Origin of the sequence: Haemophilus sp. HMSC61B11, assembly GCF_001838615.1 — a bacterium.
Lineage (GTDB): Bacteria > Pseudomonadota > Gammaproteobacteria > Enterobacterales > Pasteurellaceae > Haemophilus_D > Haemophilus_D parainfluenzae_AD.
This window is the reverse complement of the sequence record NZ_KV837971.1, coordinates 59,837-81,612: the sequence shown is the minus strand read 5'-3', so window position 1 is coordinate 81,612 and position 21,776 is coordinate 59,837. Positions and strand designations below refer to the sequence as shown.

General features: G+C 39.6%; 21 protein-coding genes and 1 tRNA gene. 20 read left to right on the top strand and 2 right to left on the bottom strand.

The window, feature by feature from the left end:
- Nucleotides 1-17 precede the first annotated feature (17 nt).
- The 10 genes from glgX to dapB all read left to right on the top strand — a co-directional run bounded on the left by glgX (nt 18) and on the right by dapB (nt 11,438).
- Nucleotides 18-2,036 carry a glycogen debranching protein GlgX gene (glgX, locus tag HMPREF3263_RS04600; protein ID WP_005699027.1) on the top strand — a complete coding sequence of 673 codons (2,019 nt, stop codon included), beginning with the start codon at nt 18-20 and terminating at the stop codon, nt 2,034-2,036.
- Nucleotides 2,026-3,324 (top strand): glucose-1-phosphate adenylyltransferase, encoded by a 1,299-nt coding sequence (gene glgC / locus HMPREF3263_RS04595; RefSeq protein ID WP_070853033.1) that lies wholly within the window; start codon nt 2,026-2,028, stop codon nt 3,322-3,324. The genes glgX and glgC overlap by 11 nt, the downstream gene beginning before the upstream one ends.
- A gap of 90 nt (nt 3,325-3,414) precedes the next feature.
- On the top strand, nt 3,415-4,854 hold the full coding sequence (gene glgA, locus HMPREF3263_RS04590; protein ID WP_070853032.1) for a glycogen synthase GlgA: 1,440 nt from the start codon (nt 3,415-3,417) through the stop codon (nt 4,852-4,854).
- Nucleotides 4,855-4,969: 115 nt separating this feature from the next.
- Nucleotides 4,970-7,435 (top strand): glycogen/starch/alpha-glucan phosphorylase, encoded by a 2,466-nt coding sequence (locus tag HMPREF3263_RS04585; protein WP_070853031.1) that lies wholly within the window; start codon nt 4,970-4,972, stop codon nt 7,433-7,435.
- Nucleotides 7,436-7,540: 105 nt separating this feature from the next.
- Entirely contained in the window at nt 7,541-8,014 is a 474-nt protein-coding gene (gene ribE / locus HMPREF3263_RS04580) for a 6,7-dimethyl-8-ribityllumazine synthase (RefSeq protein WP_005695997.1), read from the top strand.
- A gap of 5 nt (nt 8,015-8,019) precedes the next feature.
- Nucleotides 8,020-8,457: a transcription antitermination factor NusB gene (nusB, locus tag HMPREF3263_RS04575; protein ID WP_005695998.1), complete on the top strand. Its 438-nt coding sequence runs from the start codon at nt 8,020-8,022 to the stop codon at nt 8,455-8,457.
- 57 nt (nt 8,458-8,514) lie between these two features.
- Nucleotides 8,515-9,495 (top strand): thiamine-phosphate kinase, encoded by a 981-nt coding sequence (gene thiL, locus HMPREF3263_RS04570; protein WP_070853030.1) that lies wholly within the window; start codon nt 8,515-8,517, stop codon nt 9,493-9,495.
- A complete protein-coding gene (locus HMPREF3263_RS04565) occupies nt 9,495-9,989 on the top strand; it encodes a phosphatidylglycerophosphatase A family protein (protein ID WP_070853029.1) in 495 nt (164 codons plus the stop codon). Before thiL ends, HMPREF3263_RS04565 begins: the two co-directional genes overlap by 1 nt.
- Complete coding sequence (locus tag HMPREF3263_RS04560; protein WP_070853028.1) at nt 9,983-10,609, top strand: LysE family transporter; 627 nt, start codon at nt 9,983-9,985, stop codon at nt 10,607-10,609. The genes HMPREF3263_RS04565 and HMPREF3263_RS04560 overlap by 7 nt, the downstream gene beginning before the upstream one ends.
- A gap of 16 nt (nt 10,610-10,625) precedes the next feature.
- Nucleotides 10,626-11,438, top strand: coding sequence for a 4-hydroxy-tetrahydrodipicolinate reductase (dapB, locus tag HMPREF3263_RS04555; protein ID WP_005696006.1), 813 nt, complete (start codon nt 10,626-10,628; stop codon nt 11,436-11,438).
- 345 nt (nt 11,439-11,783) lie between these two features.
- On the opposite strand, the gene yfaE is transcribed toward dapB, so the two are convergent.
- Complete coding sequence (gene yfaE, locus HMPREF3263_RS04545) at nt 11,784-12,032, bottom strand: class I ribonucleotide reductase maintenance protein YfaE (RefSeq protein ID WP_070853027.1); 249 nt, start codon at nt 12,030-12,032, stop codon at nt 11,784-11,786.
- Between the two features lie 106 nt (nt 12,033-12,138).
- On the opposite strand from yfaE, the gene HMPREF3263_RS04540 reads away from it, so the two are divergent.
- The 4 genes from HMPREF3263_RS04540 to qseC all read left to right on the top strand — a co-directional run bounded on the left by HMPREF3263_RS04540 (nt 12,139) and on the right by qseC (nt 15,423).
- Nucleotides 12,139-12,825: a hypothetical protein gene (locus tag HMPREF3263_RS04540; protein ID WP_005696010.1), complete on the top strand. Its 687-nt coding sequence runs from the start codon at nt 12,139-12,141 to the stop codon at nt 12,823-12,825.
- Between the two features lie 146 nt (nt 12,826-12,971).
- Nucleotides 12,972-13,340, top strand: coding sequence for a YgiW/YdeI family stress tolerance OB fold protein (locus HMPREF3263_RS04535; RefSeq protein WP_032804149.1), 369 nt, complete (start codon nt 12,972-12,974; stop codon nt 13,338-13,340).
- Between the two features lie 69 nt (nt 13,341-13,409).
- Nucleotides 13,410-14,078, top strand: coding sequence for a response regulator (locus tag HMPREF3263_RS04530; protein WP_032804152.1), 669 nt, complete (start codon nt 13,410-13,412; stop codon nt 14,076-14,078).
- Nucleotides 14,068-15,423, top strand: a complete 1,356-nt coding sequence (gene qseC, locus HMPREF3263_RS04525; RefSeq protein WP_005699039.1) for a quorum sensing histidine kinase QseC — start codon at nt 14,068-14,070, stop codon at nt 15,421-15,423. Before HMPREF3263_RS04530 ends, qseC begins: the two co-directional genes overlap by 11 nt.
- Nucleotides 15,424-15,450: 27 nt before the next feature.
- Here the strand turns inward: qseC and HMPREF3263_RS04520 are convergent, their stop codons facing one another.
- A complete protein-coding gene (locus HMPREF3263_RS04520; RefSeq protein ID WP_005698953.1) occupies nt 15,451-16,011 on the bottom strand; it encodes a YceB family lipoprotein in 561 nt (186 codons plus the stop codon).
- An 88-nt stretch (nt 16,012-16,099) separates the two neighbouring features.
- On the opposite strand from HMPREF3263_RS04520, the gene HMPREF3263_RS04515 reads away from it, so the two are divergent.
- The 6 genes from HMPREF3263_RS04515 to infB all read left to right on the top strand — a co-directional run bounded on the left by HMPREF3263_RS04515 (nt 16,100) and on the right by infB (nt 21,757).
- Nucleotides 16,100-16,822 carry a BUD32 family EKC/KEOPS complex subunit gene (locus HMPREF3263_RS04515; protein ID WP_005699036.1) on the top strand — a complete coding sequence of 241 codons (723 nt, stop codon included), beginning with the start codon at nt 16,100-16,102 and terminating at the stop codon, nt 16,820-16,822.
- Entirely contained in the window at nt 16,819-16,947 is a 129-nt protein-coding gene (locus HMPREF3263_RS10865) for a hypothetical protein (protein ID WP_005696016.1), read from the top strand. Before HMPREF3263_RS04515 ends, HMPREF3263_RS10865 begins: the two co-directional genes overlap by 4 nt.
- A gap of 114 nt (nt 16,948-17,061) precedes the next feature.
- Nucleotides 17,062-17,138, top strand: a tRNA-Met gene (locus HMPREF3263_RS04505).
- Nucleotides 17,139-17,267: 129 nt separating this feature from the next.
- Nucleotides 17,268-17,723: a ribosome maturation factor RimP gene (gene rimP, locus HMPREF3263_RS10675; RefSeq protein ID WP_005699059.1), complete on the top strand. Its 456-nt coding sequence runs from the start codon at nt 17,268-17,270 to the stop codon at nt 17,721-17,723.
- A gap of 15 nt (nt 17,724-17,738) precedes the next feature.
- Entirely contained in the window at nt 17,739-19,226 is a 1,488-nt protein-coding gene (gene nusA / locus HMPREF3263_RS04495; RefSeq protein WP_049375303.1) for a transcription termination factor NusA, read from the top strand.
- A gap of 11 nt (nt 19,227-19,237) precedes the next feature.
- Nucleotides 19,238-21,757: a translation initiation factor IF-2 gene (gene infB / locus HMPREF3263_RS04490; protein WP_070853026.1), complete on the top strand. Its 2,520-nt coding sequence runs from the start codon at nt 19,238-19,240 to the stop codon at nt 21,755-21,757.
- The last annotated feature ends 19 nt before the right edge of the window (nt 21,758-21,776 follow it).

The window sequence follows — 21,776 nt, the reverse complement described above, 5'->3', positions numbered from 1 at the left end:
GAATAGCGAAGAACACGATGTTTAGTTTTTATAACAATGGTAAATCTTCCCCAATGGGATATTCACAAACGCTGGAAAACGGCCTAAAAATTTCGAATTTTGCGCTGTTTTCTAGTGTGGCGGATGCTATTGAACTTTGCTTGTTCCGTGATGGCAAAGAAAGTCGTTTTGCCATGCGCAGAACCGATGACATTTGGCATGTGGCAATTGAGGGAGTCGAGCTAAATGATGAGTATGCGTTCAGAATTACAGGCAAAAATGACCGCACTTTAGCTAATCCGCAAAAGTTAATGCTTGATCCTTATGCGAAAGCGGTCACTCATAAACCAGATTTAAGTTCACCAGAAGCCCGTTCAATTTTCTTGTTAAATGATGGACGAGATAATGCAGCGGTTGCACCTAAAGGTCGCATGGTGGATGAGAGTTTTGATTGGAATGGGGATTGCAAGCCGTCTATTCCTTGGGCTCAAACCATTGTGTATGAACTGAATGTTAAAGGATTTAGCCAATTAAATTCACGTATTCCAGAAAATATTCGGGGCACTTATGCGGCTTTAGCACACCCTGAAAATATTGCGTATTTTAAATCATTGGGTATTACCAGCCTTGAATTGCTTCCAGTGAATTTCTTTATTGATGAACCGCATTTGCAAGAAAAAGGATTACGTAATTATTGGGGATACAACCCACTAGCCATGTTTGCTTTAGAACCAAGTTACGCATCTGATCAAAAACAGCCTTTGAACGAGTTTAAGAGCATGGTGAAAGCCTTGCATCAAGCTGGTATCGAAGTGATTTTAGATGTGGTGTTTAACCATACGGCTGAATCCGAAAAATCATTTCCGACATTTTGCCAGCGTGGCATTGATGACAAAACCTATTACTGGCAAAACGAACATGGCGACTACATTAACTGGACAGGTTGCGGCAATATGCTCAATCTTGCCAATGATGTCACTCGCAAATGGGTATTAGATTGTTTACGTTACTGGGTAACAGAATGTCATGTAGATGGTTTCCGTTTTGATTTAGCCACGGTACTTGGTCGTGAAACGCCTGATTTCAATCCAAATGCAAAATTGTTTGCGGAAATGGAACAGGATGACGTTCTACAACAAATTAAATTAATTGCAGAGCCTTGGGATATAGGGCATTACGGTTACCAAGTTGGTTATTTCCCAGCCTATTTTTCTCAATGGAATGATCGTTTCCGCGATGATATGTGTCGTTTTTGGTTATGGCAAAGTGGTGAAGTGGGTGCTTTTGCAGAACGTTTTGCTGGCTCGAGCGATATTTTTAAACGAGAAGGACGATTACCACATGGTAGCTTGAACTTTATTACCGCTCATGATGGTTTTACGTTACGAGATTTAGTGAGCTATAACCATAAACACAATGACGCTAACGGTGAAGAGAACCGTGACGGACGCAATGAAAATTATAGCTACAATCATGGCATAGAAGGTTCTCAACTGGATTTATCTGATGAATGGCAAAGTGCGGTCGAAAATAACCGTGTTTTATCAGAAAAAGGCTTGTTAGGCTCTTTATTACTGGCAAATGGTGTCCCCATGCTGCTTGCTGGGGATGAGTTCGGCAACAGCCAATATGGCAATAACAACGCCTATTGCCAAGATAACGAAATTACGTGGTTAAAGTGGAATGATTTTAACCAAACCTTATTTGACTTTACCAAGCAAACCATTGCATTACGAAAAAAAATTCAAAGTTTGCAACAGGAGGCTTGGTGGTCGGATGAAAATGTCGAGTGGTTGAATACTGGGGGAAACCCGATGACACTAGACGATTGGCATAATCGGGAAAGCAAAGCCCTACAAGTTATGTTGGACGGCAAATATCTTTTCTTAATTAATGCAAAAACTGAACCGCAATCTTTTTATTTGCCAAATGGTAAATGGAAAAAGATTGCCGAAACTGAAAATAGCGTGATTCAACAATGTGATGTGAGCGGTATAGCATTTGAAGTGTTGGAACATATGGATGATGAAAACGATGGAGTTTGTTATGAAAAGTGATCTTAATAAATATGAATTAGTTAAAGATACTTTAGTGCTTATTTTGGCTGGTGGTCGTGGTTCTCGCTTACATGAATTAACCGATAAACGTGCTAAACCTGCGTTATATTTTGGTGGTAATCGTCGCATTATTGATTTTGCGCTTTCCAACTGTATTAACTCAGGCCTGAATCGTATCGGTGTTGTAACCCAGTATGCCGCTCACTCTTTATTACGCCATTTACAAACAGGTTGGTCATTCTTACCGCAAGAGCGTGGTGAATTCGTAGATATGTTGCCTGCCCGTCAACAAATTGATGATTCTACGTGGTACCGTGGTACAGCGGATGCGGTATATCAAAATATGGCAATTATCCGTAATCACTATCGCCCAAAATACATTTTGATTCTTGCAGGCGACCATATTTATAAACAAGATTACAGTGTCATGTTGATGGATCACGTCAGAAGTGGAGCAAAATGTACAGTAGGTTGTATTGAGGTGCCACGTTCTGAAGCCAGTGAATTTGGTGTCATGGCAGTAAACGAAAATCTTAAAGTGAAAGCCTTCGTGGAGAAACCAAAAGATCCACCAGCAATGGTTGGTAAACCAGACATTTCATTAGCGTCTATGGGAATTTATGTCTTTGATGCAGAATATCTATATAAAATGCTTGATAGAGAAGTAAACACACCTTGCACATCCCATGACTTTGGTAAAGATGTCTTGCCAAAATGCTTAGAAGAAGGCGTGCTTTATGCGCATCCATTCAGCCGTTCTTGTATGGGACGTAATACCGAAGGTGAAATTTACTGGCGTGATGTAGGGACACTTGATAGTTTCTGGCAATCGAATATCGACTTGGTTTCAGAACATCCGCAATTAGATATTTACGATCAAAGCTGGCCAATTCGTGGTAATCCAGTACAGGCTTATCCATCTAAGTTCTTCTATAAAAATGCAAATGTCAAACCGGTAGATAACTCGCTTATTGGTGGCGGCTGCGTGATTACTGATGCATCTATTAGCAATTCAGTTTTATTTGATAGAATTAAAATTAATGAAGAGTCTTCTGTTGATCACTGCGTTGTCTTACCACAAGTACAAATCGGTAAAAATTGTATATTGAAAGATTGTATTATTGATCGTCATTGTATTATTCCAGATGGTATGGAAATCGGTGTAGATAAAGCCTTAGACAGTAGACGTTTTCGTGTAAGTTCTACCGGTAAAGTTGTATTAGTTACGCCAACAATGCTAAAAAAATTGCAAGGTGAAGAAATTACGGATGAAAAACATTTGGACTAAAGTGCGGTCAATTTTGACAGTATTTTAAGTGAACTAAAAAGATTGTGCTGTTATCAATGACAGCACAATCTTAAGTATAAAAGGAAAATTATGAGAGTTTTACATGTTTGCTCGGAGCTGTATCCCTTATTAAAAACCGGTGGACTCGCTGATGTTTTAGGGGCGCTACCTTTTGCCCAAAAAGAAATAGGTATTGATACACGCATTTTATTGCCTGCTTATCCAAAAATTTCAGCTGGTATTGAGAATACTCATGTCGTCACTGAATTTGATAATTTTGCAGGTCATGTTGTATTACGTTATGGTGAATACAATGGTGTAGGAATTTATCTGATTGATGCCCCATATCTCTATTGGCGAGAAGGGAATCCTTATCATGATACAGGTTATAACGATTATGCCGATAACTATAAGCGTTTTGCTTTACTAGGCTGGGTGGGCGCTGAACTTGCGACAGGCTTAGACAGTTGGTGGCGAGCAGAGGTGGTTCATGCTCATGATTGGCATGCAGGTTTAGTGGCAGCTTATCTCTTTAATAAAGGTCGTCCTGCAAAATCAGTATTTACTATTCATAATCTTGCTTATCAAGGACAATTTGCACATCACCATTTACATGAAATTGGCTTACCAGAAGGGATGTTTCATGTTAATGGTTTAGAGTTATTTGGCCAAATTTCATATTTGAAAGCTGGCCTCTATTATTCTGATATGGTAACAGCTGTGAGTCCTACTTATGCGAAAGAAATCACCACACCAGACTTTGCTTATGGCTTACAAGGCTTATTAACAGGCTTACGTGAAGCAGGTAAGCTGGTGGGGATTTTAAATGGCGTAGATCAAGAAATTTGGCATCCAAGTTGTGATGCTTATATTCAGCATCACTACAAATTGAAATCCATTGCGGGCAAGAAGAAAAATAAAACAGATTTACAAGCTTATTTCAATTTACCACAACAACCTGATGCACTTTTATTTGTGATGGTAACGCGCTTAACAGAACAAAAAGGCGTGGATTTATTGATTGCGACAGCGGATGAAATTGTTAAACAAGGTGGTCAATTAACCATTCTCGGTTCAGGTGCGAAATATTTGGAAGAGGGAATTTGCCAATTGGCACAACGTTATCCTGAAAATATCGCAGTAAAAATTGGCTATGATGAAGCGCTTTCACATTTAATGGTTGCCGGTGGTGATGTGATTTTAGTGCCAAGCCGTTTTGAACCTTGTGGATTAACCCAATTATATGGCTTGCAATATGGCACATTGCCGCTTGTTCGTGCGACGGGAGGATTAGCTGATACCGTGACGAACAGTACAAGTGAAACCATTAAAGAGCGTACTGCAACAGGTTTTGTATTTCAAAAAGCCGAAGCAGATGATTTACGAAGTACTATCCAACATGCCTTTGCCTTGTGGCAAAAACAACGTGTTTGGGCAATGGTTCGTAATAACGCCATGGCACAGGACTTTAGTTGGAAAAATGCGGCCGCTCAATATGAGCAACTTTATTTAAGCATTTTAGACTCATAATTCAATGGATTGACTCCCTCTTCAAAATAATCGCCTTTGAATAGGGGGTTTTTATTGTTTTTTTCGTAAAAAAGCTTAAAATTTGTGCGATTTTTTTATTGAGGTTTTACTTTCTATGATCATGGACAATTTTGATTCGCCATTTCTTTACAACCGGCCAAGTCTTGATGTTGAAGACGTAAAAAAAGCAATTGTTTATAAATTAATTTTCTTAATTGGTCGTTCACCAAAAGAGGCGAGTCAACGTGACTGGCTAAATGCGACACTTTATGCTGTACGTGATTTAGTGACTGAAGGTTGGATTACCACCGCTCGTCAATCTCGTGCAGAAGAAACCCGTCGTGTTTATTACCTTTCTATGGAATTTTTAATTGGCCGTACACTTTCTAATGCGATGATTGCGGAAGGTGTTTATGACGTGGCGGAAAAAGCTCTGGCTGAATTGAATGTTGATTTGGAAGAGATTATTGAAAAAGAAGTGGATCCAGGTTTAGGTAACGGGGGATTAGGTCGCCTTGCTGCTTGCTTTATGGATTCACTGGCAACATTAGCCATTCCTGCGATGGGTTACGGTATTCGTTATGAATACGGTATGTTCCGTCAAAAAATTGAAAATGGTCAACAAGTTGAACGTCCCGATGATTGGTTAGAAAAAGGTGCGCCTTGGGAATTTATGCGTCCATCAAAACGTTTTAGCATTGATTTTGGTGGTCATATCTATTTTGAAGATAAAAAATGTATTTGGAATCCGGCTGAAAAAGTGACCGCACTTGCATACGATCAAATGATTCCAGGTTACAAAAATGATTCAGCCTCAACCTTACGTTTATGGTCTGCCCATGGTGGAGAGTTATTTGATTTAGAAGAATTTAACCGTGGTGACCACCTAGCAGCTGTGGCAACGCGTTCTGCTAACCAAAATCTATCCCGCGTACTTTATCCGGATGATTCTACTTGGAATGGCCGTGAGTTGCGTTTACGTCAAGAGTACTTTTTAGTATCAGCTTCTTTACAAGATATTCTCCGTCGTCATTTAAGAACACACGGTACATTGGATAATCTTGCTGACAAAGTGGCGATTCACTTGAATGATACCCACCCAGCATTAGCTATTCCTGAATTGATGCGCATTTTAATCGATTTACACGGTTACTCATGGCAACACGCTTGGGATGTGACTCGTCGTATTTTCTCTTACACTTGCCATACTTTAATGTCAGAAGCATTGGAAACCTGGCCGGTAGAAATGATGGCGAAAATCTTACCGCGTCACTTACAAATGATTTTTGAAATCAATGATCATTTCCTTGAATATGTGAAAACGTATGTCACGACTGATATGGATTTTATCCGTCGCGTTTCACTTATCGAAGAAGGATATCAACGTAAAGTGCGTATGGGATGGTTGTCTGTTGTGGGTTCGCATAAAGTGAACGGTGTTGCTGCAATTCACTCAGATCTTATGGTGACATCAACCTTTGCTGATTTTGCTCGTATCTATCCAGAACGTTTCACCAATGTAACAAACGGTGTGACACCGCGTCGTTGGCTTGCCGTAGCGAACCCGAAATTAGCGGCTTTATTTGATCAATATATTGGTTCTGAATGGCGTTGCGATTTAAGCCAAATTGAAAAACTTAAAGCGTTTGCAGATAAAGGTGAATTTAAGCGTGCTGTTGCAGATATTAAATACGATAACAAAGTGAAATTAGCACAATATGTGAAGAAAACACTTGATATCGATTTAGATCCACATGCTTTATTTGACGTACAAGTAAAACGTATTCACGAATACAAACGTCAAATGCTTAATGTGTTACACATTATTGCACGTTATAACGAAATGCTTGCTCATCCAGAAAAAGATTGGCAGCCACGTGTGTTCATTCTAGCGGGTAAAGCAGCTTCAGCTTACTATGCAGCAAAACAAACCATTCGTTTAATTAACGATGTCGCGAATGTTATCAATAATGATGAACGCTTAAAAGGTCGTTTAAAAGTTGTCTTTATCCCGAACTACAGCGTAAGTCTTGCACAATTAATCATTCCAGCGGCAGATATTTCTGAGCAAATCTCTCTTGCAGGAACAGAAGCATCAGGTACCAGTAACATGAAGTTTGCCTTAAATGGTGCGTTAACATTGGGTACGCTTGATGGTGCGAACGTTGAGATTTTAGATAATGTTGGTGAAGATCACATCTTTATCTTTGGTAATACGGTTGAACAAGTGGAAGCATTACGTCGCGAAGGTTATCGTCCGTTTGATTATTATCAAAATGACGAGCAATTACGTGAAGTTATTGACCAAATCATTCGTGGTGATTTCTCGCCGGAAGAACCGAACCGTTATCACTCTCTAATTCAAGGTTTACAGTACCACGATTATTACCAATCTTTTGCTGATTTCCGCAGTTATGTGGAAGCGCAAAAAGCGGTAGATAAAAAATATCAAGATCGTGATGTATGGATAGCTAGTACCATTCAAAATATGGTGAACATGGGCTTCTTCTCATCAGACCGTACAATTCTTGAATATGCGAAAAATATCTGGAAAATTGAACCGTTAAAACTCGAGAAGTAAGTTCTTTTCCACTCATAGAAAACCCTGTCGGATTATTTCCACAGGGTTTCTTTTTATGCTAAAATCCACCGTCAAATTTATTGTTCATTCAGATTAGGAAAAAGTATGAAAGTTTTAGAAGGTGCGGTAGCTGCGCCAAATGCTAAAATCGCAGTGGTGATTGCTCGTTTTAACAGTTTTATTAATGAAAGTTTATTAGAAGGTGCGGTAGATGCATTAAAACGTATCGGCCAAGTGAAAGATGAGAATATCACTATCGTTCGTGCACCAGGTGCGTATGAACTTCCATTAGTAGCACGTCGTTTAGCTGAAAGCAAAAAATTTGATGCAATCGTCGCATTAGGTACTGTGATCCGTGGTGGTACAGCTCACTTTGAATATGTAGCGGGTGAAGCAAGTAGCGGTTTAGGTCAAGTAGCAATGCAAGCTGAAATTCCAGTGGCATTTGGTGTTTTAACGACTGAAAACATTGAACAAGCTATCGAGCGCGCTGGCACCAAAGCAGGTAACAAAGGTGCAGAAGCAGCATTAACGGCACTTGAAATGGTGAACCTTTTACAACAAATTGATGCGGCATAATTCCAATGACAGATAAAAAAGAACCTGTAAAAAAAGTATCGCCACGTCGTAGAGCGAGAGAATGTGCCGTTCAAGCATTATATTCTTGGGCGCTCTCTGGTAATGCGCCAGAACAAGTGGAACTCACGTTCGTTGTGGATCAAGATTTAAAAGGTGTGGATAAACCTTATTTTAGCCGCCTTTTCCGTCAAACCGTTGCGAATGTAGAAGCCGTTGATTTTTCAATGAGCCATTATTTAGATCGCGCGTTGGATGAATTAGATCCGATTGAAAGAGCGATTTTACGCTTAGCGGTTTATGAACTTCAATTTGAGCCAGATGTGCCGTATAAAGTGGCGATTAACGAGGCAATTGAAGTGGCGAAAGTATTTGGTGCAGATGAAAGCCATAAATACATTAACGGTGTATTGGATAAAGTCGCTCCTGCATTAGGTCGCAAATAATTATTCAAATGTAGGGTAGACAAATGTCTGCCCTTTGTTTTTTGGTGCGCAGATAAAATGAGTACGGGTGAATTTGATCTTATAGGGCGATATTTCTCAATACAAAAAGGCAATCAACACTTTGTTGATTTCAGTATTGGGGATGATTGTGCGATCACTCATATTCCAGAAGGCTATCAGCTTGCGATCACCACCGATACAATGGTCGAAGGCACGCATTTTTTATCTTCCATTTCTCCCCAAGATTTAGCGTATAAAGCTATCGCGACAAATCTAAGTGATTTAGCTGCTATGGGGGCGAAACCCACTTGGATTTCTCTTGCACTCACATTACCTAAAGTTGATGAAAACTGGCTGAGCCACTTTAGTCAAAGTCTGTTTGATACATTAAATCAATATGATGTAACATTAATTGGTGGCGATACAACGAAAGGTCCACTTTCTATAACCATTACGGCACAAGGTTTCGTACCAAAAGGAAAGGCTTTATTTCGACATAACGCGAAGGTTGGTGATTTAATTTATGTATCAGGCACGTTAGGTGATAGTGCGGCAGGTTTAAATTGGATCTTACAAGGTAAAAGTGCGGTCGATTTTGATATTGAATTTTTAGTAAAACGCCATTTTCATCCGATGCCACGCGTTGAATTAGGTCAAGCATTAGTGGATGTCGCGCATTCATGCATTGATATTTCAGATGGTCTTGTCGCTGATTTAGGGCATATTTTAACGAGAAGCCAATGTTCAGCGGAGATTGAATTATCTACCTTGCCTTTATCCACACCAGTCAAAAAAACATATCACTTAGAAAAGGCAGAAGCGTTTGCATTAAGTGGCGGGGAAGATTATGAGCTTTGCTTTACGGTTCCTGCAAATAAAAAGGCCGAGATTGAAAAGTTGTCTCAATTATTAAATGTACCTTGTACTTGTATCGGGAAAATCGTTCCGCAAAATAACAATCAGATGACTTTTTTAAAAGATGGGCGCGTAATCAATTATCGAGCGCCGTCAGGTTTTGATCATTTTAAGGATAAATAATGAATAGTTCACCACTTGATAGAGTCAGCTTAAAAAATCCAGTTCATTTACTTGCATTAGGTTTTGGTTCAGGATTAATTCGTCCAGCACCGGGCACATGGGGAAGTTTAGCTGGAACGATTTTAGGTTCAGCATTATTAGCTTGCCTTGGGCTAAAAATCTTCTTAATTTTGACCGCACTTTGCTTTGTACTTGGCTGTTATCTATGTCAAAAAACTGCAGATGATATGGGGGTTCATGATCACGGTTCCATTGTTTGGGATGAATTTGTTGGGGTATTTATCGTATTAGTGGCGATTCCAAGCTCATCGTTACCTTGGATTGTGATTGCCTTTGTATTGTTTCGTTTCTTCGATATCTTAAAACCTTATCCCATCCGTTATTTTGACCAAAAACTGGAAAGCGGTTTTGGGATTATGGTGGATGATGTTTTAGCAGCAATCTATGCGGTTATCGTGATTGCGATACTACGTATTATAGGCTTGCCATGCTAAATTTGATGATTATTCATCTTGTTGGCTTGCTTTCGCCTGGCCCTGATTTTTTCTATGTCAGTCGAGTTTCAGCGATGAGTTCTCGTCGAGAAGCCATTGGTGGCGTGATTGGGATTACCATTGGGGTATTAATCTGGGCGACGGCTGCTGTTTTAGGGCTCGCCATTATTTTTGCCAGCATGCCAATTATTCAAGGCATTGTGATGATGCTTGGTGGAGCCTATTTAGTTTATCTCGGCATTAAAATGGCAAAAGTAAAAAACAATGCGGTTTTTGATGAAAAGCAGAATGCAAATGTGCCAAATCAATCAACCTTAACGAGCATTATGAAAGGCTTATTAGTCAATTTATCTAATGCTAAAGTGGTGATTTATTTCAGCAGTGTGATGTCATTGGTTCTAGTGAATATTACCGAAACATCACAAATTTTGACCGCACTTGCCGTGATTACCGTAGAAACCTTTTTATATTTCTACGTCATTTCGGTGCTTTTCTCTCGTTCTGTTGCAAAACAGTTTTATAGCCAATATAGTCGCTATATTGATAATGCAGCAGGGCTGATTTTTATTTTCTTCGGAATCTATTTAATTTATAGTGGCGTTCAACACGCTTTAATTTGATAAAAAAGGACAAAACATGACATTAAAAATTGCGATCGCCGGTGCTGGCGGAAGAATGGGGCGTCAATTAATTCAAGCCGTACATAATGCAGAAGGAACAGAATTAGGTGCGGCTTTTGAACGTAAGGGTTCCTCTTTAGTCGGTGCAGATGCCGGTGAGCTTGCGGGTATTGGTGCATTAGGTATCAAAGTATCAGATGATTTAAATGCAGAAAAAGACAACTTTGATTTGCTGATTGATTTCACGCGTCCGGAAGGCACGCTTGAGCATATCGCATTTTGTGTCGCTAATAATAAAAAGATGGTAATTGGTACCACAGGTTTTGATGATGTAGGTAAAGCCGCAATTCAAGCCGCATCAGAAAAAATCGCCATTGTATTTGCCTCAAATTTCAGCGTAGGGGTGAATTTGGTGTTTAAACTATTAGAAAAAGCTGCCAAAGTGATGGGCGATTATTGTGATATTGAAATCATTGAAGCACACCACCGCCATAAAGTGGATGCACCATCGGGTACCGCACTTTCTATGGGCGAACACATTGCGAAAACCCTAGGTCGTGATTTGAAAACGCATGGCGTATTTTGTCGCGAAGGCATTACAGGCGAACGCAAACGTGATGAAATTGGTTTCTCTACCATTCGTGCCTCTGATGTCGTGGGTGAACATAGTGTATGGTTTGCGGATATTGGTGAGCGCGTTGAAATTGCTCACAAAGCATCAAGCCGTATGACCTTTGCCAATGGTGCAGTTCGTGCAGGTAAATGGTTAGAAAAACAATCTCACGGATTGTTTGATATGACAGACGTGTTGGATTTGAATAATTTATAAAGAGTAGATAGGATTTTTTAATTCACTTATTAAATAACGATCCGTACATGTTATGTGTGGATCGTTATGTTTTTGCATGATGAATCTTTGATTTAGACAGGAAAAAGATGAAGAGTATTTTCTCCTTACTTATTGCTTTTTTAGCTATTTATTTGGGTATATCTATAGCGATTATAGTTGGTGGAATTGTTTTAGAGGCACCCAATATAAACTACAGGTTTATCTTTGAAGACACTTTTAAACCTTCAGTATTTATATTTTTTGTAATTATATTTTTTAGTTATTTACTGGCACCTAAAAAATAGTAAAATTGCATACGGGCAGAGTTCGTTAAGTTTTAATGAATTACAGTTCCAATTCAATATCACTTTCCACCCGACAACAACACAGTAGAATCTCATCGGGTTGAATAAAGGCAAGGGGCGCTTCGGCGTAAGATACCTTGCCTTTTTTGATCTTCACGCGGCAAGAACCACAATAACCTGAACGACATTGATATTCATGGTGAATTTGATGTTGTTCTAAAAAGTTAAGCAGAGAAGTTTGGTTATCGAAATCTAAGGTGATTTTGCGCTGAATAAGATGAATTTTCATGAAACAAAATAAAACAAAATTTTGCTCATTATAGAAGAAAGAGAAGTAAAACTCACGGCTCTTTTGTTGTAATATAGCGAGCTAATATTCATCATAAGGGAAGAACATGCAAACCTTTCTAAAATTAACGTTAATTTCAACCGCGCTTTTATTAACGGCTTGTAGCACCATTTCAAAAGAGCCGGTTAAGCATATTGATATGTATGTAAAGCCTTATTACGATGCCAGAGATGGGCGACTTGAACAGATTAATGTGAACAAAGATATTGATGCGTTATTACTGAAAAATACACAAAAAGATTTTGAAAGTGCGGTCAATATTATTGAGAAAAAAGTGGATTTTGTTTCTCCGATGACAATGTTTGCACTTTCTGCTCGTGCTTATGATTTTGGCTTGCGTGATGAAGCGGTAAAATGGTTTTATCGTGGGCAAAACCGTTTAATCACCGCGTTATATGTGTTGGATTTAGATAAATTAACCGTATCGAATAACACGGCATTTGGGCAATTAGTCGGGCAACATGTTAATCCCTATGCGTTCTGTGATTTGAATAAGCAACACAAGGCATCGCAAGATGCGATTGACTGGGCGAAAAATCACCCATATCAGACTGTATTTTTACCTCAATTACCAAGCAAACATCCAGATAGAAAACAGGCATTAAAAGAAGCAGAGGCAAAACTTGATGCGCGCCTAGTTGAGCAAGACCGCTATTTTGCTAATCCTGAAAATAAAGCAAAATGGGAGAAAGAACGCCAAGATAACTTGGTGAATGAGCGATTTTGTTGGTGATTTTAAAAAAATTTAAAAATCTTAAGGTTGCTTAAGATTTCATTAAGATTTGTTGTGTTTAATAAGCATCAACAAGGCGGCAATGAGGATAATCCTTCGCTTTGAAACATGATTAATTTATGCTTAATTCTATTTAGGAGAACATGATGAAAAAATTTGCTTTAGCGACTCTTTTAGCTTTATCTACTTCAGTGGCATTTGCTGGTTTTAATGGCAACACTGCACAAGGTGGCTTCCAAGGTGGTGATCAAGGTCAACAACTTACTGTTAAACAAGCATTATCTGCGAAAGATAATTCTATGATTACCTTAGTAGGTAACATCACTCAACAAATTGATGGTGATGAATATCTTTTTACCGATGGTACAGACCAAATCAAATTGGAAATTAAAAACCGTGTTTGGAATGGTTTAAATGTGGGACCTCAGGATAAAATCCGCGTTTACGGTAAATTAGATAATGACGCTTTTGAAAAAGCAGAGCTTGAAGTCATTAGCGTTGAAAAAGCGCAATAATTCATATAATTTGAAGTGGTGGGCAAAAGCCCGCCATTTTTTCGTTTTAAGAAAAGTGCGGTCAATATTATGCGAGTTTTATTAGTAGAAGACGATCCTCTCATCGGCAATGGTCTGCAAATTGGTTTAACGAAATCAGGCTTTATTGTAGATTGGTTTACTGATGGGCAAAGTGGATTAAACGCCTTAATCGGCGCGCCTTATGATGCAGTGGTATTGGATTTAACCCTGCCTAAACTAGATGGTTTGGAGGTATTAAAACAATGGCGTTCAAATAATCAAGATGTGCCAGTGTTGATCTTAACTGCACGTGATACATTGGATGAACGCATTAAAGGCATTCAACAAGGTGCGGATGATTATCTTTGCAAACCCTTTGCCTTGGCTGAAGTGGTGGTGCGATTGCAAGCATTAATTCGTCGTCGTTATGGGCAAGTTAAACCACAGATTGAGCATGGCAATGTCAAACTCGATCCTGCACAGCGTAAGGCTTGGTTGAATGAGGATGAAATTACATTAACTGGACGTGAATATAAATTACTCGAGCTTTTTATGCTGAATAAAGAACGAGTGCTTTCACGTGCGACTATTGAAGAAAAACTGTCAAATTGGGATGAAGAATTAAGTAGCGGTGCATTGGACGTACATATTTATAATTTACGTCAAAAGCTGGGTAAACAATTTATTCGTACTGTACATGGTGTAGGCTATGCTTTAGGACAAGTTAATGAAAAATAAACGACTGAGTTTCCGTCTCTTAATCGGTTTAAGTTTGACCGCACTTTGTGTGTGGTGCGTTGCCACGGCTGTTGCTTGGACGGTTGTTAAAAAAGAAGTCAAAGATGTGTTTAATGCACAACAAGTACTTTTTGCCGAGCGTTTGGCAGCTTCTGATTTGAAAAATGTATTATTGGGCGAAAATGCGAACTTTCCACGTGGTGGATTTAAATCACAGAAACGTCATTACGATAATGATGCGTTAGCCTTTGCCATATTTTCTAACAAAGGTGAAAGATTATTAACCGATGGTGATAATGGCGATAAATTTATTTTTCAAAATAAAACTGGTTTTAGTAAAGCGCATATTTTAGATGATGACGATGAATGGTTGATTTATTGGCAACCTGTTGGTAATGGTGAATTGGTGATCGCCGTAGGTCAAGAGTTAGAATATCGTGAAGAGTTAGTCAATAAAATGGTCTTCAGCCAAACAGGGATTTGGTTTGCTGGATTACCAATACTATTATTGGTCGCGTTTATTGTGATTTATCGTGCATTAAAACCGATTAATCGATTGAGTCGAAACGTACAAGCTCGCCGACCAGGTGATGTATCGTTATTAGAAGATGATGATGTGCCGACAGAGATTCTACCGTTAGTTCAAAATTTAAATCAATTTTTTACGCGTACTGGTGAGCAGTTGGAACGGGAGAGACGTTTTGTTTCCGATGCCGCACATGAATTACGCAGTCCATTAGCGGCATTACGTATTCAAACAGAAGTCGCACAGTTGGCTGGCGATGATGCACAAACACGTGAAACGGCTTTAGCGCATTTAACCCAAGGTATCGACCGAGCAACTCAATTAATCGAACAGCTTCTTACGCTTTCCCGATTAGATAATCTTAAAGAATTAAATCGTCAGGAACCGATTCGTTGGTCAGAAATGATAACTTCACTTATCGGTGAGTTATATTTCAGTGCGCAGCAACGCCAAATCGAATTGCAGTTTGATCATCAAGGAGAACCCGCCGTTAAGCAAGGACAGCCATTATTACTTGCACAAATGCTACGAAATTTATTGGATAATGCCATTAAATACTGTCCGCAAGGTACTCAGGTACGTTTGATTTTGCAGCCGCGTAAGATTCTTATCGAAGATAATGGCGGTGGTGTTGACCCAGAAGAATTAGCAAAATTAGGGCAGCGTTTTTATCGTCCGGCAGGACAAAATGAAAAGGGAAGTGGGCTTGGATTGTCTATTGTGGCAAGAATCGCAGAATTGCACCATTACCGTTTCCGCCTGGAAAATATTGAAGATAACGGACACACTCAAGGTTTGCGAGCTATCATTGAGTTATAAAAAAGGGCGTTTAATACGCCCTTTTTGTTAAAACATTCCACCAATTAATTCCAATCGACCTTTTTCAACTTTAATTTCTTTGGCAAATTTCTTAATGAGCATTTGTTTCATATCACTTTCATCTAAGGTGTAAACCGGCATCTGACTTAATAAGGCTGCTACACCATCGCTTAATAGCGGCATAACATCTTGGAGTTGCTCCATGGCACTATTAGGTTCGCCAGACCAGCGTAAAATTCGCAGATTTTTTAAATAGAGTGCACCTTCTTGTGCGTTATACTCTGGAACGGCATCAAAGGTTAAATGCAATTTAGCTGGGTAGGTTTTACCAGATAAACGAATAAGCGTATCAACCAAACCGCTCATTTCAACACGATTACTTTCAGTTTGCCCGATTTGAGTCACCAAATCTTTCAATGCGTAATCGACAGAAAATAATCCAGGGATACCGAGCTTGTCACTAATCGTGCCTTTTTCGCTTAAATACTGGTTAATTTGTTGCTCGCCAATACTGAATGGAGAGGCTTGCACGGATAGCGTGCAGAAACCTAATATCAGTACGGCGAGTACTTTTTTCAAAAAATGCATATTTTTCTCCTTGATTGAAAAAGAATAAAAATTTTGTAGAATGTATCGCTTATCTTTTCACTATACAATAAAAATTTAAGTAGAGATTATGACTTCGTCATTTAAAGAGCATGTGCAGAAGCTTCTTGAAAAACACCGTGGGGAACGTGTTTTCCAATTTGAATATTTAGGGAAACATTATTGGTTAAAACAACCCGAGCAATTAAAAGGGATATGGTTATTATTAAAACCGCATCCAAAGCAACATTTTAAAGAAGAATGTGAGATTCTTCAGCACCTGAATAATATTGGTGCACCAATACCTAAATTATGTGATTTCGGTGATGATTATTTAGTATTGGAAGATGCAGGGCCAACATTGAACATCTGGCTTAATGATGAAACGTTGTCTTGGACAGAAAAATCACATATTTTGCATTTAGCGATGGAGATATTGATTAATCTTCATCAACAAGGCATTATTCATGGTCGTCCAGCCATACGAGATATTGCATGGAGAGATGGTCAGATTAGTTTTATGGACTTTGAATCCCATTCAAAAAGCCATAATGAACATTGGTTGATTACACGTGATATGCTAGCATTTTTATACAGTTTGTGTCGTGTGAAAGGCTTAGATGATGAAAAGCTTAATGAATTATTTGATTATTATAAATCTCACTGTCCAACGATTTATTGGGCTGATATGTTGTCATATATGAGAAGATTTCGCTGGCTTTATTATCTTTTACTTCCGTTTAAACCAATTGCTCGAACGGATTTATTGGCCGTTTATCGGTTATTTGAACATTTAACAAAGGAAAATCTATGAAAAAATTATTTTTAGTGGCTGTATTAAGTGCTTTGGTAAGCGCTTGTTCTGTGGGTGTTGGCGCTGGTGGCGGCAGTAATGGTGTGGGCGTTGGTGTAGGTCTTGGAACTGGCTTTGGATTCTAACTCTCACTTTAAGATAAAGCAAAGTGCGGTCAAAAATCTTAGGTTTTCAAGAAAATTAGCAGAAACCGCTTGATCTTTTGATTTAGAACACTATAATACACCCCATATTTCGGACGCGGGGTGGAGCAGCTTGGTAGCTCGTCGGGCTCATAACCCGAAGGCCGTCGGTTCAAATCCGGCCCCCGCAACCAATAACAAGTTCAGTAAAAAGAACCCCAAGTTTGGGGTTTTTTTGTACGAGAAATTTAGAAACTGGGCTTAGGTTCATTGAGGAACCTAACCCTTTTTTTATGTCTGAATTTTAAGATTAGGAGCAAAAATTGGCAACATTAGAACAAAGATTGCAAGAGATGCTTCAAGGTGCAGTAGAAGACTTAGGCTGCGAACTTTGGGGGATTGAATGCCAACGTGCAGGTCGTTTTATGACCGTACGTTTATTCATTGATAAAGACGGTGGCGTAGGCGTTGATGATTGTGCTGATGTAAGTCGTCAAGTGAGCGCGATTTTAGACGTGGAAGATCCAATTGCGGATAAATATAACCTCGAAGTGTCATCACCAGGTCTTGATCGTCCACTATTTACGCTTGAACAATTCCAACGTTATGTGGGCGAGGATATCGCTGTGCATTTACGTATTCCTGTTTTAGATCGTCGTAAATGGCAAGGTAAATTGGAAAAAATTGAAAATGACATGTTGACACTTATTGTTGATGGTCAGGAACAAGTTCTTATTTTTGGCAACATTCAAAAAGCCAATGTAATCGCAAAATTTTAAAGGAGAAAAAGGAAAATGAGTAAAGAGATTTTGTTAGCTGCTGAAGCAGTATCTAACGAGAAGTTATTACCACGTGAAAAGATTTTTGAAGCGTTAGAGAGTGCGATTGCACTTTCAACGAAGAAGAAATATGACTATGAAACCGATATTCGCGTGTCTATCAACCCTAAAACGGGTGAATTTGATACATTCCGTCGTTGGTTGGTGGTTGATGAAGTTAAAGTGCCAACAAAAGAAATGACATTAGAAGCGGCACAATTTGAAGATCCGAATGTTCAACTTGGTGATTATGTTGAAGACCAAATTGAGTCTATCGCATTTGACCGTATTGCAATGCAAACTGCTCGCCAAGTAATCAGCACTAAAATCCGTGAAGCAGAACGTGCAAAAGTGGTTGAGCAATTCCGTTCTGAAGAAGGTAAGATTGTTACGGGTACGGTGAAAAAAGTAAATCGTGAAAGCATCATTTTAGATTTAGGCAATAAAGCAGAAGCCGTGATTATGCGTGAAGATATGCTTCCTCGTGAAAACTTCCGTCCAGGTGATCGTGTTCGTGGTGTGCTTTATAAAGTGAATCCAGAAAGCAAAACTGCACAACTATTTGTGACTCGTGCAAAACCTGAAATGTTAATCGAGTTATTCCGTATTGAAGTACCAGAAATCGGTGAAGAAATGCTTGAAATCCGTGGTGCGGCACGTGATCCAGGTTCTCGCGCGAAAATTGCGGTGAAATCTAATGATAAACGTATTGACCCAGTTGGTGCATGTGTGGGTATGCGTGGTGCACGTGTTCAAGCGATTACCAACGAGTTAGGTGGCGAACGTGTGGATATCGTACTTTGGGATGACAATCCAGCACAATATGTGATCAATGCAATGGCACCAGCTGATGTGACTTCAATTATCGTAGATGAAGATAATCACTCAATGGATATAGCTGTTAATGCTGACAACTTAGCACAAGCAATTGGTCGTAACGGTCAAAACGTACGTTTAGCGACACAATTAACCGGTTGGACATTAAATGTCATGACTACCGAACAATTAAATGAGAAACATCAAGCAGAAGATACTAAAGTATTAAATTTATTCATGGATAAATTAGGTCTTGATGAAGAGTTTGCTCAAATCTTAGTAGATGAAGGTTTTACTTCATTAGAAGAAGTGGCTTATGTTCCTGTGAGCGAACTGAGTGCAATTGATGGTTTAGAAGATGAAGATCTTATCGAAGAATTACAAGGTCGCGCAAAAGATGCCATTACTGCAGCTGCTGCAGCTGAAGAAGAAGCCTTGAAAAAAGCGAATATTGAAGATCGTTTATTAAATCTTGAAGGGATGAATCGTCACATTGCCTTTAAATTAGCTGAAAAACAAATTACTACGCTTGAAGAACTTGCTGAGCAAGGTGTAGATGATTTAGCTGATATCGAAGAATTAACCGCAGAGCAAGCCGCTGACTTTATTATGGCTGCGCGTAATATTTGCTGGTTTAGCGAAGAGTAAGGAGTTTAATAATGACTGAAGATGTAAAAAATGCGGATGCGAATGCACCGAAAAAACTAAGTATTCAACGCAGAACAAAAACAACCGTAAGCAGTACAACAGCTGGCGGTAAAGCAAAAGCGGTACAAGTTGAAGTTCGTAAAAAACGCACTGTGCCAACAGATGCTGCGCGAAAAGCCGCTGAGGCAGAAAAATTAAAAGCACAGCAAGAAGCAGAGAAGAAAGCGGCAGAAGAAAAAGCACGTTTAGCTGCTGAAAAAGCTGCAGCAGAAAAAGCGAAAGCTGAAAAAGCGAAGGTTGAAGCAGAAAAGGCAGCGAAACCAGCACAAAGTGCGGTTGAAAATAAACCTAAATCTGTTGATCCAGAAAAAGAAAAACGTAAAGCGGAAGAAGCAGAACTTCGTCGCAAAGCGGAAGAGCTGGCTCGCCAAAAGGCAGAAGAGCAAGCACGTAAAGCAGCTGAGGATGCTAAACGTTATGCTGAAGCGGATACGTCAAGCAATGAAAGCGCATCAGAAGATTATACTGATTACAATTTAAGCTCTCGTTATGCTTTAGAAGCGGAAGACGAAGAAGAACGCCGTAATGAAAATCGCGGTCGCGGCAAAAATAAAGTCGCTAAAGCGAAAAAAGAACGCGATGACGTGAAAGGCGGCAATAAAAATGAGCGCGAATCTAACCGTAAAAATCAAAAAGACGGTAAATTCGGTAAAGGTAAAAATGGTAAGAAAGGTGCAGCATTACAACAAGCCTTCACAAAACCTGTTCAGGTTGTGAAACAAGATGTTGTTATTGGTGAAACCATTACCGTTGCAGAATTAGCAAACAAAATGGCAACCAAAGCGACTGAAATCATCAAAGCAATGATGAAGATGGGCGAAATGGTAACCATTAACCAAGTGCTTGACCAAGAAACGGCACAATTAGTGGCTGAAGAATTAGGTCACAAAGTGATTCTTCGTAATGAGAATGAACTTGAAGAAGAAGTATTAGGCGATCGTGATGTTAACGCAGAAAAAGTGACTCGAGCACCAGTTGTAACGATTATGGGTCACGTTGACCATGGTAAAACCTCATTACTTGACTATATTCGTAAAGCGAAGGTGGCAGCAGGTGAGGCGGGTGGTATTACTCAGCACATCGGTGCATACCACGTAGAAATGGATGACGGCAAAATGATCACCTTCTTAGATACACCAGGACACGCCGCATTTACCTCAATGCGTGCACGTGGTGCGAAAGCAACGGATATCGTAGTTCTTGTGGTTGCGGCAGATGATGGTGTGATGCCTCAAACTATTGAAGCGATTCAACACGCGAAAGCAGCGGGTGCGCCTTTAGTGGTTGCAGTGAACAAAATTGATAAACCAGAAGCAAATCCAGACCGAGTAGAACAAGAATTACTTCAACACGAAGTGATTTCTGAGAAATTCGGTGGTGATGTGCAATTCGTTCCTGTTTCTGCGAAGAAAGGTACCGGTGTTGATGACTTATTAGATGCCATCCTACTTCAATCAGAAGTACTTGAATTAACAGCTGTAAAAGACGGCATGGCAAGCGGTGTAGTGATTGAATCTTACCTTGATAAAGGTCGTGGTCCGGTTGCAACCATTCTTGTTCAATCTGGTACCTTACGTAAAGGTGATATCGTACTTTGCGGTTTTGAATATGGTCGTGTTCGTGCAATGCGCGATGAAAACGGTAAAGAAATCGATGAAGCCGGTCCATCTATTCCTGTTGAGGTGTTAGGTCTTTCAGGCGTGCCAGCAGCGGGTGATGAAGCAACTGTAGTACGTGATGAGAAAAAAGCACGTGAAGTAGCATTACACCGTCAAGGTAAGTTCCGTGAAGTGAAACTTGCTCGTCAGCAAAAAGCGAAACTTGAAAATATGTTTAGCAATATGACTGAAGGTGATGTGGCTGAACTGAACATCATTGTGAAAGCGGACGTTCAGGGTTCTGTGGAAGCGATTATTCAATCGTTACAAGATCTTTCTACTGACGAAGTGAAAGTGAAAGTTGTGGGCTCTGGTGTAGGTGGTATTTCTGAAACTGATGCAACCTTAGCAGCTGCTTCGAATGCGATTATGGTCGGCTTCAACGTACGTGCGGATGCTTCTGCTCGTCGTATTATCGAAGCAGAAAACATTGACCTTCGTTATTACTCCATCATTTATGAACTATTAAATGATGTGAAAGCCGCGATGAGTGGTATGCTACAACCAGAATTCAAACAAGAAATCATCGGCTTGGCTGAAGTGCGTGATGTGTTTAAACATCCGAAATTTGGTGCAATCGCGGGTTGTATGGTGACTGAAGGTGTAGTAAAACGTAACAATCCAATCCGCGTATTACGTGACAACGTGGTAATCTTTGAAGGTGAATTGGAATCTCTCCGTCGCTTTAAAGATGACGTTGCTGAAGTCCGTAATGGTATGGAATGTGGTATCGGCGTTAAAAACTACAATGACGTAAAAGTCGGCGACCAAATCGAGGTGTTTGAAGTCGTTGAAATTAAACGTTCAATCTAATCGATAAAAAGAGCGGTCA

Bases quoted from the DNA above. Each gene is read 5' to 3' on its own strand.
- glgX (WP_005699027.1), top strand. From the start codon at position 18: ATGTTTAGTTTTTATAACAATGGTAAATCTTCCCCAATGGGATATTCA.
- glgC (WP_070853033.1), top strand. From the start codon at position 2,026: ATGAAAAGTGATCTTAATAAATATGAATTAGTTAAAGATACTTTAGTG.
- glgA (WP_070853032.1), top strand. From the start codon at position 3,415: ATGAGAGTTTTACATGTTTGCTCGGAGCTGTATCCCTTATTAAAAACC.
- HMPREF3263_RS04585 (WP_070853031.1), top strand. From the start codon at position 4,970: ATGATCATGGACAATTTTGATTCGCCATTTCTTTACAACCGGCCAAGT.
- ribE (WP_005695997.1), top strand. From the start codon at position 7,541: ATGAAAGTTTTAGAAGGTGCGGTAGCTGCGCCAAATGCTAAAATCGCA.
- nusB (WP_005695998.1), top strand. From the start codon at position 8,020: ATGACAGATAAAAAAGAACCTGTAAAAAAAGTATCGCCACGTCGTAGA.
- thiL (WP_070853030.1), top strand. From the start codon at position 8,515: ATGAGTACGGGTGAATTTGATCTTATAGGGCGATATTTCTCAATACAA.
- HMPREF3263_RS04565 (WP_070853029.1), top strand. From the start codon at position 9,495: ATGAATAGTTCACCACTTGATAGAGTCAGCTTAAAAAATCCAGTTCAT.
- HMPREF3263_RS04560 (WP_070853028.1), top strand. From the start codon at position 9,983: ATGCTAAATTTGATGATTATTCATCTTGTTGGCTTGCTTTCGCCTGGC.
- dapB (WP_005696006.1), top strand. From the start codon at position 10,626: ATGACATTAAAAATTGCGATCGCCGGTGCTGGCGGAAGAATGGGGCGT.
- yfaE (WP_070853027.1), bottom strand. From the start codon at position 12,032: ATGAAAATTCATCTTATTCAGCGCAAAATCACCTTAGATTTCGATAAC.
- HMPREF3263_RS04540 (WP_005696010.1), top strand. From the start codon at position 12,139: ATGCAAACCTTTCTAAAATTAACGTTAATTTCAACCGCGCTTTTATTA.
- HMPREF3263_RS04535 (WP_032804149.1), top strand. From the start codon at position 12,972: ATGAAAAAATTTGCTTTAGCGACTCTTTTAGCTTTATCTACTTCAGTG.
- HMPREF3263_RS04530 (WP_032804152.1), top strand. From the start codon at position 13,410: ATGCGAGTTTTATTAGTAGAAGACGATCCTCTCATCGGCAATGGTCTG.
- qseC (WP_005699039.1), top strand. From the start codon at position 14,068: ATGAAAAATAAACGACTGAGTTTCCGTCTCTTAATCGGTTTAAGTTTG.
- HMPREF3263_RS04520 (WP_005698953.1), bottom strand. From the start codon at position 16,011: ATGCATTTTTTGAAAAAAGTACTCGCCGTACTGATATTAGGTTTCTGC.
- HMPREF3263_RS04515 (WP_005699036.1), top strand. From the start codon at position 16,100: ATGACTTCGTCATTTAAAGAGCATGTGCAGAAGCTTCTTGAAAAACAC.
- HMPREF3263_RS10865 (WP_005696016.1), top strand. From the start codon at position 16,819: ATGAAAAAATTATTTTTAGTGGCTGTATTAAGTGCTTTGGTAAGCGCT.
- nusA (WP_049375303.1), top strand. From the start codon at position 17,739: ATGAGTAAAGAGATTTTGTTAGCTGCTGAAGCAGTATCTAACGAGAAG.
- infB (WP_070853026.1), top strand. From the start codon at position 19,238: ATGACTGAAGATGTAAAAAATGCGGATGCGAATGCACCGAAAAAACTA.